The following is an 11,550-nucleotide window of genomic DNA, read 5'->3' as shown; positions in this document are numbered from 1 at the left end:
ACGCCCCTGGTGGACGTGATGTTGGTGCTGCTGATCATCTTCATCGTGACCGCGCCGATCATGACCTACCCGATCGCCGTGGATCTGCCGCAGCGGGTGCTCAACCCGCCACCGCAGACGACCGAACCGCCGCCGCCGATCGAACTGCGCATCGACGCGAGCAACCAGGTGTTCTGGAACAACAGTCCGACCCCGGTCTCGCAGCTGCAGCAGAAGATGGAGGAAGTGGTTCAGGCCGATCCGACCAATCAGCCGGAGCTGCGCATCGATGCCAACGAAGATGCCGAGTACGAAGTGATGGCCAAGGTACTGGCCGCAGCGAAGAACTCGCAGATGAAGAAAATCGGCTTCATGCAGTAAACGTATCTGCGTTACCGCAACACCACAGTCATGACGCGACTGCAACGCCACCGGAAACGGTGGCGTTTTTTTTTGCGTGCGCTTCAGCTGAGGTGACCGGCGCTGCCACATCAGCGCCGATGGGGACGACCATGACGACGCGCTTGCGTGCGGCGAGCGCTGCCTTGGCATCAGGCAGCGCAGATGCCAGCCACGTGTCGACGTCCACGGTGATGGTGCGTGTGTAGATGCCTGCTGATGGATCTCGTGCCGCATTCCGCCACAGCAGCCTGGCGCACACTGATCGATGCCAGGGAGGCCGTCGGCCCGCCAGGGCGCCGGTCATGGCCACGCTCCGAAGCCCTTCCCTATTCCGGCGGCAGGCGTATGCTCGGTGATGCAACACCCACCATCACAGCATCGGAGGCAGTCATGGCGTTTGGCACGGCGGGTAATCGCGGACCGTTGGCGGACATCAATGTCACGCCCTTGGTGGATGTCATGTTGGTGTTGTTGATCATCTTCATCGTCACCGCGCCGATGGTGACGCGTACGCTCACGCTGGATCTGCCGCAGAGCAGCCCTCAACCACGCACGCAGGTGGAGCCACCTGCACCGATCGCACTGCGCCTGGAAGCCGATGGCCAGCTGTTCTGGAACGCGAGCCCGATGCCCGTGCAGGAACTGCAGCTGCGGCTGAGCGAACAGATGCGCCAGAACGCCGGCAACCCGCCCGAGCTGCGCATCACCGCCAGCCAGGATGCCGAATACGCGCTACTGGCCAAGGTGCTCGCCGCGGCCAAGAATGCGCAGGTTCAACGCATCGCCGTCGTGCAGTGAACCTGTGCCGATGGTGTGCGCCGCTGCTGCGACAACCGATCGGTCGACCAGCTGTCTTGCGCCGCCCCGGTAGCGTGCGCAGATCCACCGGCATCGTCTCGCGTTGACCGCACAGCGCAGGCTTTTCGTCCAGCGCGGTGCAGGCCGGTTGGGTTGCAGTGCCGATGCATTCGCAGGCTGGGGAACGTTGCTGCATTCGCACCGCCGGTCTGGTCACCTATGCACAGCGTGACCAGACTGGCAGCGTATCCGGTCGGCGTCCGCCGCTGCACAGTGTCCGCAGACGCAGCTGCCGATGGAAACGCTGCTGGCGCGCATGCCGCTCACGATGCGCACGTCCCTTCAGACCCCGTGCGTCGTTGAGCCAGCACGCGATCGGCTGCGGAGCGTGCGCTATGCCGGCGTGCCTGTCTGGCGCAGGAGCTGCACATACGCGCTTACCGTGGCATCCAGCCCCTGATACAGCGCTTCGCCGATCAAGGCGTGGCCGATCGAGACCTCCAGCACCCCGGGGACGTGGGCGAGAAAGTCGCCGAGGTTGGCCTGCGACAGGTCATGCCCGGCGTTGACGCCCAGTCCGTGCTGCGCCGCGCGGCGGGCGGCACGCGCGAATTCCGCCAACGCATCGGCCGGCTGCCCGTCTGCGTGCGCCTGCGCATAGGGCCCGGTGTACAACTCGATGCGGTCGGCTCCCAGGACGGCCGCCTGGCCGATCTGCGCATTGCCGGCATCGACGAACAGGCTGACGCGGCTGCCCAGCGCCTTGAACGCGGCGATCAACTCGCCCAGCCGGGCGGTGTCCTGTGCGAAGTCGAAGCCATGGTCGGAGGTAAGCTGACCGTCGCCGTCCGGTACCAGGGTGACCTGCTGCGGACGGGTGGCGCGGCACAGCTCCAGCAACCCCGGGTAGCCTGGACGTGGCGGCGCGAACGGATTGCCTTCGATGTTGAACTCGACACCGTGCTCGCGCGTGAGCGTGCTCAGCGCCAGCACATCGTCGGCGCGGATATGTCGCTGGTCCGGACGCGGATGCACGGTGATGCCATGTGCACCGGCAGCGATGCAGGCGCGCGCGGCCTGCACGACGTCCGGGTCGTGCCCGCCGCGCGAGTTACGCAGGACCGCGATCTTGTTGACGTTGACGCTGAGCTGGGTGGTCACGAGTGCATTCAGGCCTGCGGTTCGCCATCGCGGGCAGCTGCCAGCGCCGCGGCCTTGCGGGCCTCGGCCAGCTCGCGCAGGCGGCGCAGCTCGGCCGGGTCGATCATGCTGCTGGTATCGCGCTGGCTCTCGCCCATGCGCGAGGCGAACCAGCCGCGCGTCCACAGCAGCAACAGCACCAGCGCCGCCAGCAACGATGCGATCAACAGCCACATATGCGGCGTGCTGAACGCCAGCACCAGCGCCCCCAGTGCCATAAGCAGAAACAGCCAGTGCATGACGAGCTCCCCGTTGAGTGGCCGCAGTGTAGCGCCGCGCCGGATGCGGTTCCACGTGGGCGGCGACGAATGGGCGCGCGCGGCGAGCCGGGCCAGCCGGCCGTTGCGACATGGAAGCGATGGCATGCAGATACCGGCTACGCCTGGCTGCCAGCCGCGCGACGGTGTCCGCGGTCACCTCACAGCAGCGGCGACAGCAATCTTGCGAAGGCTTCGGGCAGGCGTGAGCGCCACAACGGGCGCTGGCGGATGAAGCGCACTTCCTGCGCATCCTGCAGGTCGACATCGATCATGCCGGCCAGTTCGGCGGCCACTGTCTGATCGCGGAACAGCATCGACAGCTCGAAGTTCAGACGGAAGCTGCGGCTATCGAAATTTGCGCTGCCGACGATGCAGACATCGTCGTCGGCCAGCAGTGCCTTGGTGTGCAACATGCGCGGACCGTATTCGTAGATGCGCACACCAGCCTCGAGCAGTTCGTCGAAGTACGAGCGCGCCGCATACGTCACCAGACGCGAATCGCTGATGCGCGGCACCAGCAGGCGCACGTCCAGCCCACCCAGTGCGGCCGAGGTCAGCGCCATCCGCGCGGCCTCACCGGGGACGAAGTACGGGGTGACCAGCCAGACCCGGTGCCTGGCCTCGTGGATCGCGGCCACCATGAGGCGGTGGATGGACTCCCACGAAGAATCCGGCCCGGAGACCAGCACCTGCGCATCGACCGTGCCCTGCGCACGGCTCGGCACGTCCCCGGGCCAGAGCTGCTGCCCGTGGAAGGCCGCGCGGCCCTGGCCGGTGGCGTAGAGCCAGTCTTCCAGGAATACCAGCTGCAGGCTGCGCACCACATGACCTTGCAGCCGCACATGCAGGTCGCGATAGGCGTCGGGCCGCACCTGTTCGTTCTCTTCGTCGGTGACATTGATGCCGCCGGTGAAGCCGACTCTCCCATCGACCACCACCAGCTTGCGATGGGTGCGCAGATTGAGCCACGGCCGCTTGAACGGCTTGAGGAACTGGGAGGGATGGAACCAGGCAGTTTCCACGCCCGCTTCGCGCAGCGTGCGCAGGGCGCGCCGGGGCATCGCCGAAGAGCCGATCGCATCCATCAGCAGGCGGACTTTCACGCCGGCGCGGGCGCGTTCCATCAAGGCATCGCAGATCGCGGTGCCGCTGTGGTCCGGCTGGAAGATGTAGTACTCCAGATGGATATGGTCGCGTGCGCCGCGGATCGCTTCGATGATGGCGGCATACGTCGCCGCGCCGTCCACCAGCCAGTGCACCTCGGTGGCACTGCTCGGCGCCAGGCCGGTGGTGGACTGGGCGATCTTGGCCAGTTCGGTGCAATCGGCGTCGGGCGGACACACGCTGCTGTAGCTCTCCATGCCCGAGCGTGAGCGACCGCGGCGCAAGCGCTGCCGTTTGACCTTCTGCGGCCCCAGCCAGTAGTAGATCAGCAGGCCGAGATAGGGCAGCGCCGCCAGCGACAGTACCCAGCTCAGGGTGGCCACCGGCTCGCGCTTCTGCAGCACGATCCAGGCGGCGATCCACAGCAGGTACAGCACATAGGCGGCCACGAGAAGCGCTTCGAGGTGGGGAAGGCTGGCCAGCCAATCCCACGCGCCCTGAGCAAGTGCAAGCATGCACGGATTCTACGGGGCGCACGCCGGCTTGCGATGATCAGGGCTTGACCAGCGCATCTGCCTTCAAACACATGCGCGCCGATGCGGACGGCCAACGTGCCGTCGCGATCGGACCTGCGGCAATCGCCGACAGCGTGCTGCAACCGTTCAACCGCACCAGCCTGTCATTCGACGTGGCCGTTGCTGCGCTGTTCCTGTTGGCGACCGCGCACCACGCGCCGACAGCCGAACGGGGCGCGCGTGCGCTTCGGAGCCGATGCCGGCGTTGGCATCACGGCGCGGGTGAGCAAGATCGCAACCCGCGGGATCAGAACAGGTCCAGTTGTGGCGTGTCCGGTCTGGGCGGACGGAACTGCGTGGTATCGAGCCGCGGCATTCGCCCGAACCCGAGGCGTCGATACGCAACCGAAAATCGCTGCGAAAGCAGCTGTGCGAACGGGCCTTCGCCGACCATGCGCTTGCCGAAACTGCTGTCGTAGTCCTTGCCGCCACGCATCTGCTGGATCAGGCTCATCACGTGTTTGGCGCGGTCGGGATAATGCAGTTCGAGCCACTCGCGCCAGAGTTGCGTCAGCTCGTGCGGCAGGCGTAGCAACACGTATCCCGCCGAACGCGCGCCGTGGGCTTTGGCTGCTTCCAGGATATGTTCGATTTCCCTGTCGTTGATCATCGGGATCACCGGAGCGACCAGCACGCCCACCGGTACGCCAGCGGCATGCAACGTGCGCATCGCCCGCAGCCGTGCATGCGGCGCCGCGGCGCGCGGCTCCATCTTCGCGGCAAGGCGGTTGTCGAGCGTGGTGACGGAAAAGTACACCGACACCAGGTTGTGCTGCGCCATCTCGGCCAGCACGTCGATATCGCGTTCGATCAACGCCGCCTTGGTGACGAAGCTGACAGGATGCCGGGCCTGCGCCAGCACCTCCAGGCATTGCCGGGAAATGCCGTGGCGCCGCTCTGTGGGCTGGTAGGCGTCGGTGTTGATCCCCAGCGCAATGGGCGAGCACTGGTAGGACGGGCGCGCGATCTCTGCACGCAACAGCGCTGCGGCGTTCGGCTTGGCGAAGATCCGCGTTTCGAAGTCCAGGCCCGGCGACAGATCCAGATAGGCATGCGACGGCCGGGCAAAGCAGTACACGCAGCCGTGCTCACACCCGCGGTAGGGATTGACCGACTGCGAGAACCCGATGTCGGGCGAGGAGTTGCGGCTGATGATGCTGCGCGCGATCTCCTCTGTCACCACGGTCTTGGGGACAATGGCGGTCTCGCCATCGGCATCGAGCGCGCCCCAGCCATCGTCTATCTCGACGGCGGTGGTGACCGCGAAGCGGCCGGGCACGTAGGCGGTGGTGCCGCGCCCCTTGATGACCGTGCGCGAGCTGCGGACATCCCGATCGGCCCCATCGCTCGCGCCCGTTTGGAAGTTCCTGCTACGCATGTCGTTAGTATTAATGCTAACGACCCGCATCGCAAGCGAGGCACTCTCACAACAAAGCGCGGACGCAATGCCGCTCACCCGGCGTAGCGACCCGCGGAACAGGACGATGTGGTTGGGGGCTTGCCTGCAAACACCGCCAGCCGCAGCGTTCCTCTGCGCTCAGGCGCATCGCCTACCCGGACCAGCGGCCAGCTCGGACCTACAAAACTCTGATCAACCCGCTCTTACCAATCCCGACTCCCGACTCCCGAATCACGGCCCCCCGAATCACGGCCCCGCCCCATACAACGCCTGCGCCGACTGAAACAGGATCCAGCTGGTCGCGATGAACTTGTCGCCGCCGACCGGACGGTTGCCGCGGTGGGTGTGGGTGAAGGCGGTAGGCGCGATCAGCAGGCTGCCGGTGCGCGGGACGGCCTTGCGCTGCTGGAAAAGAAATTCGGTTTCGCCCTGTTGGAAGTCGTCGTTGAGGTACAGCGTCCACAGCAGATGCCGATGCAGCGTCTCGGCACTGGCATCGCGCGGATACAGCTCGCAATGCCAGTACGGGTAGCCGCCCTGGTCGGCGAGGTACCACTGCAGATTGATCGCGCCCGGGCGCAGACAGGTGCGCGCCAGATCGCCCAGCGCCTGGTCGCTCATCCCTGCGATGTCCTCGGCCACCAGCCGGTGCGGTGTCCCGTCGGCAGTGGTGACCTGCAGCATCAACGGCGAGATCAGCGCCTGTGGGTATTGCCGCAGGTAGGTCAACACGCCTTCGAACACCGCCTGCTGGATGCGGCCCTCCACCGCCGCCCAGTCGGCGATACCGCTGATGCGCAGATCGCGGCTGTGTTTGAGTTCGGGAAACACGCCGCCGCCCACGCGGCCCGGGTGCAACTGCTGGCTGTCGCGCATGCGCTGCACGATCGCTGCGCAGTCGGCGGCCGAGAGCGCGTTGTCGGTGATCTGGATGAAGTCGGTCTGGCTCATGCGCACGACCATAGCAATCCGCCGTGCAGGCTGCACAGCCCGCTCGCGATGCCGCAGCGTCGACGCCTGCGGCCTTGGTGACGGTGCATTGTGGTGCGGTGGGCTGTGGCGAGTGGCGTTCGCTTCACGCGGAGGGTGGCTGCAGGCCTCGCCCGGTAGCGCGATGCGCCGCTGCGCCATCGGCCAGGCGGATGCCGCGCTCGTCGTCGCCCCGAGCCGCACGGTGGGTGCCGCCAGCGCATGCCAGCGCAAAGAAAAACCCCGCCGTAGCGGGGTTCTTCGTCATGCGCCTTGCGGTATCGATCAGAACTTGTAGTTGATCGAGGCAGCCAGGATGTTGCCCTGCACGTCGTAGCTGCCCGCCAGACGATCGCCGGTGGCGCTGCGGGTGTCGCTGGTCGGGTCGCTGACGAACAGGTGGGTGTAGCCGAAGTTGTACTCGGCCTGCTGCGACGGACGCCAGCTCAGACCCAGCGAGACCCACTTGCGGCTCGCATCCGGCACGCGCACATCGCGGTGTTCGGCGGTGGTCGGGGTCTGGTCGTAGGCCAGGCCGCCACGCAGGGTCAGCGTGTCGCTCATGCGGTAGTCGGCACCGATCGAGGCGAAGGTGGTGTCGCGGTAGGAAAAGTCCAGCAAGGTGTTGGGCTGGTTGGAGGCGAAGTCCACCGTCACCTGGTCGAACTTGCTCCAGGCGGTGCGGGTGACGTCGGCCATGATCGACCACTGCTCGTTCACGTTATGCGTGAAGCTGGCGGTGGCGCTGGCCGGCAGCTTGACGGTGGCGCGGCCCTTGGTGTCGACGAAGGTGCCGGGCGCGGCGAGCGCGAGCACTGCAGCGGCATTGCTCGGCGTGGTGAAGTCGGCAGTGCCGTCGGTGATCTTGTGTTCCACTTCCGAGCGGTAGCTGAAGCCGATGTGGGTGTTCTCGTCGATGCTGAACAGGCCACCCAGGGTGAAGCCCACTTCGGTGCTGTCGCCCTTGATGCGCGAGTAGCCGTCGGCGCTGCCCGGCGCGAAGCCCGGCACGCGGCGGGCAGCCAGGATGCTGCCGAAATCCACTGCATTGGCCAGGTCGATATCCAGACGCTCGGCGAACACCGAGGCACCGAAGGATACATACGGATTCACGTCGTAGGAGAACGCGACGTTGAGGTCGATCGCCTGCAGCTCGGTCTTGGTGCCGTGGTAGCGGCCCACCCAGTTGCGGTCGTATTCGGTCTTGAAGCCGAACGGCACGGTGAGCGAAGTGCCCAGGTGCATGTTGTCGTTCTCGCCGAACGGCACATGGAAGTACATCGCCGGGACCGGCGCGATCATGCCGGCATCGCCGCCATTGCCACCGGAGACCGGGGCGCCATTGGCGTAGGTGGCGGTATCGGGCTTGAACTTGGCCGAGAAGTGGATGGCGCTGACGTCGGCCTGGAACATGCGGCCGTCCAGCTGGCGCATGCCGGCCGGGTTGTTGACGATGATCGAGGCGTCGTCCGGGGCGCTGCCCGAACCCGCGAATGCGCGGCCGAGGCCCTTGGCGCTGTTTTCCTTCAGCTGGAAGGCGGCGGCGTGCGCCTGGCCGACGGCCAGGGCGCCGGCGATGCCGACGGCGAGCAGGGTGATGCGGCTGAGAGTGGAAGCAGTGGACATGAGTTGTTGCTCTCCGGATAAGGACTGCAATGGTCGATTCAGCGCCCGCGCCCAGCACCAATCCAGTGCCCGGAGCGCGCCGGAGACCCCCCCCGACATACGACGCCGTACGCAGTATACCCACCACAATTAACCGAACAATAACGGCCATTGCCGTCCAAACGCTGCCGGATTGGGGTTGGGTTCAGGCCCATGGACCGGCTATTGTGCTGCTCCGATGTTCGTCTCCCTGCCCTCCCGCAAGAAATCCACGCCACGCTGGGCGGTGCCGTTGCTGTTCGCCGCGGTCTGGCTGGCCTACCTGTGGTCGATCAGCCGGCCGGGCGAGGCGCGCAATACGCTGTGGCTGGATTGGGGCGCCCTGTCCAGCGGCGTCGCCAATCTTGGCGACTGGTGGGCGACGCTGCGCGACGGCAGTGTGCTGCGCCTGTTCACTGCGCTGTTCCTGCATGCCGACTGGTCGCATCTGCTGGGCAATCTGGTGTTCCTGCTGATCTTCGGCCTGCCGGCCGAACGCATCCTGGGACCGTGGCGGCTGTTGCTGCTGTTCCTGCTGGGCGGGGCCGCTTCCAACCTGGCGGCCATTTTCGCCATCGGCACGCCGGACCGGGTGATCATCGGCGCCTCCGGTGCGGTGTCGGCGTTGATCGGCACCTATCTGGCGCTGTTTCCCGGCGCCAAGCTCGGCGTGGTGTTGCCGCTGGGGTTGTTCCTGGAATTCATCCGCGTGCCGGCGCCGCTGCTGATCGGTGCGTGGGCGTTGCTGCAGGTGGTGTTCGCCTACATCGGCCCGGCGTTCGGCATGGTGGCGTGGTCGGCGCATATCGCCGGCTTCGTGTTCGGCATCGTCTATGGGCTGTACGTGCGCGCGGCGATCGCCCGGCGCCTGCGCAAGCGGCACGGGTTCTAGCGCGGAGCGACCGCCTCTGCGCGCCGCGCGCTACGTGCACAGCAGCGGCGCGCCTATAATCGGGCGCATGTCCAAGCCTCTGTACAAAGTCACCTTTCTCAACCACGGCAAGGTGTACGAGCTCTATGCGCGCGAAGTGACCGGCAGCCATCTGTGGGGCTTCAACCAGATCGGCGAGCTGGTGTTCGACGTGCACGACGGACTGGTGGTCGATCCCACCGAAGAGCGCCTGCGCGAAGAATTCGGCAACACCAAGACACTGCACCTGCCGATGCAGAGCATCGTGCGCATCGAGGAGGTGGAAAAGAAGGGCCAGTCGGTGATCCGCGATGCCACCACCGGCGACAAGGTGGTCACGCCGTTCCCGCTGCCGGGCAAGTCGCGCTGACGCGCATCGTGCTGCCCGACGCTCACCAGGGCGCGGTGCGTCAGCTGTCCTGCCCGTAGCGCCTGCACGGCCACGCGATACAGCTGTGGGGTGCGTTGGCTCCTGACCCCTGCGAATGGGCCGAACGGTTGGTCGACGCCGATGCGTTGAAGTACGGGTGATCGCGCAATTGGGATCCGCTCGTCACGGTCAGGTCCGCTCCTACCGACGCCTCGGGGTCCAACCCAGCCGGCGTTTTGATGGCCGGATGATCCCGGGATGTGTGCAGGCGGCGTGGCAGTGCCGACGCGTCTCGATCGGCCCGGCGCGCAGCGCGTGATTCACCCGCCACGCGCTGGCCGGATTACCTGGCCGGTTCGGCCGGCGCCGGCGCGGCCGGTTCCACCGGCGGCACTGGCTTGGCCTTTTCAGCCGCTTCGCTCGGCTTGTCGGCAGGCTTGGGCTTGTCGGCCGCTGCTGGGCGCGCGGCGGCCGGCTTGGGCTCGGCGGCGGTCTTGGCGGCCTTGGCCTTCTGCGCGGCCCGCGCCTTGGCCTTGAGCGCGGCCTGCGCCTTGGCCGCCGAGCCGGGTTGCTTGAGTTCGGCCAGCGCCGCGGCGACCGGGCCATCGCCCGGCAGCACGTCGCCGGCGGCATAGCCCTCCTCGCCCTCGGCGTCGCCACGCAGGTGGCCTGGCAGGGTCGCTTCGCTGTAGTCGCTCAGGCTGGCCGGCACGTCCGCATCGCCCGGCTGCGGCTCGGGCATCAGCTGCACTTCCGGCACGATGCCGCTGGCCTGGATCGACTTGCCGCTGGGCGTGTAATAGCGCGCGGTGGTGAGCTTGACCGAATCGCCGTTGTCCAGCGGCAGCACGGTCTGCACCGAGCCCTTGCCGAAGGTGCGGCTGCCGATGATGCGTGCGCGCTGGTTGTCGCGCAGCGCGCCGGCCAGCACTTCGGAGGCGCTGGCCGAGCCGGCGTCCACCAGCACCACGACCGGGGCGCCGCCAAGCAGGTCGCCCGGGGTGGCATCGAACTTGGCATCGCTGATGGAGATGCGCCCGCGGGTGCTGACGATGTTGCCCTTGTCCAGCAGATCGTCGGCTACCTGCACTGCCGAGGTCAGCAGGCCGCCCGGGTTGCTGCGCAGGTCCAGCACCAGCCCGCGCAGCTTGCCGCCGGCCTGCAGCTGCTTGAGGTTCTTCTGGAAATCGGCGCCGGTGTCGGCCTGGAAGGTGCTGATGCGGATATAGCCGTAGCCCGGCTCCAGCACCTTGCTGCGCACGCTGGCCACGCGGATGGTCTGGCGTTGCAGGGTGACATCGAACGGCTTGGGTGCTTTGTCGCGCACGATGGTCAAGGTGACCTTGCTGCCGGATTCGCCGCGCAGCGGCTCCATCGCCTTGCTGGCGTCGATCGGCTTGCCGTCGATGGCCACGATCACATCGCCAGCGCGGATGCCGGCGCGCGCGGCCGGGGTGTCGTCGATGGGCGCGATCACCTTCAGCGTGTTGTCCGGCTGCTGCTGCAGCTCCACCCCGATGCCGTCGTATGCGCCACTGGCCTGTTCGTCGAAGGCTTCGGCGTCTTCCTTGTCGAAGTATGTGCTGTGCGGATCCAGATCCGAGAGCAGCCCGCGGACTGCCGCATGCATCAGCTTCTTGTCTTCCACCGGGTCCACATAGGCCTGCTTGACCGCGTTGTACACCGCGACGAAACGGCGGATCTCGTCCAGCGGCACCTTGGAGACGGCAGCTTCGTTGGCTTGCGGATCGTCTGCGGCGGCCTGGGTGGCAGCGGCGGCAGGACGGTCGGTCTGCGCCCAACCAGGCGACGCGAACAAAGCCAGCGACAGGGCAACGGACAGGACGGCTACGCGCATGAAGCACTCCGACAAAGAGACGAGATGCTCCGCAGCGCGGAGCCGAGCGATTATGCGCGAAGCGGCGGTAAATCCGCGTTGA

12 protein-coding genes are annotated in these 11,550 nt (G+C 66.8%); 4 read left to right on the top strand and 8 right to left on the bottom strand.

The features are described 5' to 3' along the window. Positions 1-360 (top strand): ExbD/TolR family protein (locus LL964_RS19150; RefSeq protein WP_228329504.1); only part of this gene is annotated, 360 nt, incomplete at its 5' end. Between the two features lie 28 nt (positions 361-388). On the opposite strand, the gene LL964_RS19145 is transcribed toward LL964_RS19150, so the two are convergent. Next, a complete protein-coding gene (locus LL964_RS19145) occupies positions 389-685 on the bottom strand; it encodes a hypothetical protein (protein ID WP_146092403.1) in 297 nt (98 codons plus the stop codon). An 86-nt stretch (positions 686-771) separates the two neighbouring features. On the opposite strand from LL964_RS19145, the gene LL964_RS19140 reads away from it, so the two are divergent. Continuing rightward, entirely contained in the window at positions 772-1,179 is a 408-nt protein-coding gene (locus tag LL964_RS19140; RefSeq protein WP_104588193.1) for an ExbD/TolR family protein, read from the top strand. A gap of 393 nt (positions 1,180-1,572) precedes the next feature. Here LL964_RS19140 and LL964_RS19135 read toward each other — a convergent pair whose 3' ends face one another. From LL964_RS19135 to LL964_RS19110, 6 genes are all read right to left on the bottom strand, one after another. After that, positions 1,573-2,340: a pyridoxine 5'-phosphate synthase gene (locus tag LL964_RS19135; RefSeq protein ID WP_104588192.1), complete on the bottom strand. Its 768-nt coding sequence runs from the start codon at positions 2,338-2,340 to the stop codon at positions 1,573-1,575. Between the two features lie 8 nt (positions 2,341-2,348). Then, entirely contained in the window at positions 2,349-2,618 is a 270-nt protein-coding gene (locus LL964_RS19130; protein WP_104588191.1) for a hypothetical protein, read from the bottom strand. Positions 2,619-2,797: 179 nt separating this feature from the next. Continuing rightward, on the bottom strand, positions 2,798-4,258 hold the full coding sequence (gene cls / locus LL964_RS19125) for a cardiolipin synthase (RefSeq protein WP_104588190.1): 1,461 nt from the start codon (positions 4,256-4,258) through the stop codon (positions 2,798-2,800). 307 nt (positions 4,259-4,565) lie between these two features. Further along, positions 4,566-5,696, bottom strand: coding sequence for a PA0069 family radical SAM protein (locus tag LL964_RS19120; protein WP_104588189.1), 1,131 nt, complete (start codon positions 5,694-5,696; stop codon positions 4,566-4,568). Between the two features lie 267 nt (positions 5,697-5,963). Beyond that, positions 5,964-6,668, bottom strand: a complete 705-nt coding sequence (locus LL964_RS19115) for a 2OG-Fe(II) oxygenase (RefSeq protein WP_104588246.1) — start codon at positions 6,666-6,668, stop codon at positions 5,964-5,966. A 303-nt stretch (positions 6,669-6,971) separates the two neighbouring features. Then, positions 6,972-8,312: an outer membrane protein transport protein gene (locus LL964_RS19110; protein ID WP_104588188.1), complete on the bottom strand. Its 1,341-nt coding sequence runs from the start codon at positions 8,310-8,312 to the stop codon at positions 6,972-6,974. Between the two features lie 217 nt (positions 8,313-8,529). Here LL964_RS19110 and LL964_RS19105 point away from each other — a divergent pair, with 217 nt between their 5' ends. Continuing rightward, positions 8,530-9,222: a rhomboid family intramembrane serine protease gene (locus tag LL964_RS19105; RefSeq protein ID WP_104588187.1), complete on the top strand. Its 693-nt coding sequence runs from the start codon at positions 8,530-8,532 to the stop codon at positions 9,220-9,222. 67 nt (positions 9,223-9,289) lie between these two features. Further along, a complete protein-coding gene (locus tag LL964_RS19100) occupies positions 9,290-9,610 on the top strand; it encodes a DUF1820 family protein (RefSeq protein ID WP_104588186.1) in 321 nt (106 codons plus the stop codon). Between the two features lie 343 nt (positions 9,611-9,953). Here the strand turns inward: LL964_RS19100 and LL964_RS19095 are convergent, their stop codons facing one another. Next, positions 9,954-11,468 carry a S41 family peptidase gene (locus LL964_RS19095; RefSeq protein WP_104588185.1) on the bottom strand — a complete coding sequence of 505 codons (1,515 nt, stop codon included), beginning with the start codon at positions 11,466-11,468 and terminating at the stop codon, positions 9,954-9,956. Positions 11,469-11,550 lie beyond the last annotated feature (82 nt).

Source organism: Xanthomonas melonis (assembly GCF_020783655.1).
GTDB classification, from domain to species: Bacteria; Pseudomonadota; Gammaproteobacteria; order Xanthomonadales; family Xanthomonadaceae; genus Xanthomonas; species Xanthomonas melonis.
Note: the sequence above shows the minus strand (reverse complement) of the source record. Positions and strands in the feature narration are given on the sequence as shown.

Bases quoted from the DNA above. Each gene is read 5' to 3' on its own strand.
- LL964_RS19145 (WP_146092403.1), bottom strand. From the start codon at position 685: ATGACCGGCGCCCTGGCGGGCCGACGGCCTCCCTGGCATCGATCAGTG.
- LL964_RS19140 (WP_104588193.1), top strand. From the start codon at position 772: ATGGCGTTTGGCACGGCGGGTAATCGCGGACCGTTGGCGGACATCAAT.
- LL964_RS19130 (WP_104588191.1), bottom strand. From the start codon at position 2,618: ATGCACTGGCTGTTTCTGCTTATGGCACTGGGGGCGCTGGTGCTGGCG.
- cls (WP_104588190.1), bottom strand. From the start codon at position 4,258: ATGCTTGCACTTGCTCAGGGCGCGTGGGATTGGCTGGCCAGCCTTCCC.
- LL964_RS19120 (WP_104588189.1), bottom strand. From the start codon at position 5,696: ATGCGTAGCAGGAACTTCCAAACGGGCGCGAGCGATGGGGCCGATCGG.
- LL964_RS19115 (WP_104588246.1), bottom strand. From the start codon at position 6,668: ATGAGCCAGACCGACTTCATCCAGATCACCGACAACGCGCTCTCGGCC.
- LL964_RS19110 (WP_104588188.1), bottom strand. From the start codon at position 8,312: ATGTCCACTGCTTCCACTCTCAGCCGCATCACCCTGCTCGCCGTCGGC.
- LL964_RS19105 (WP_104588187.1), top strand. From the start codon at position 8,530: ATGTTCGTCTCCCTGCCCTCCCGCAAGAAATCCACGCCACGCTGGGCG.
- LL964_RS19100 (WP_104588186.1), top strand. From the start codon at position 9,290: ATGTCCAAGCCTCTGTACAAAGTCACCTTTCTCAACCACGGCAAGGTG.
- LL964_RS19095 (WP_104588185.1), bottom strand. From the start codon at position 11,468: ATGCGCGTAGCCGTCCTGTCCGTTGCCCTGTCGCTGGCTTTGTTCGCG.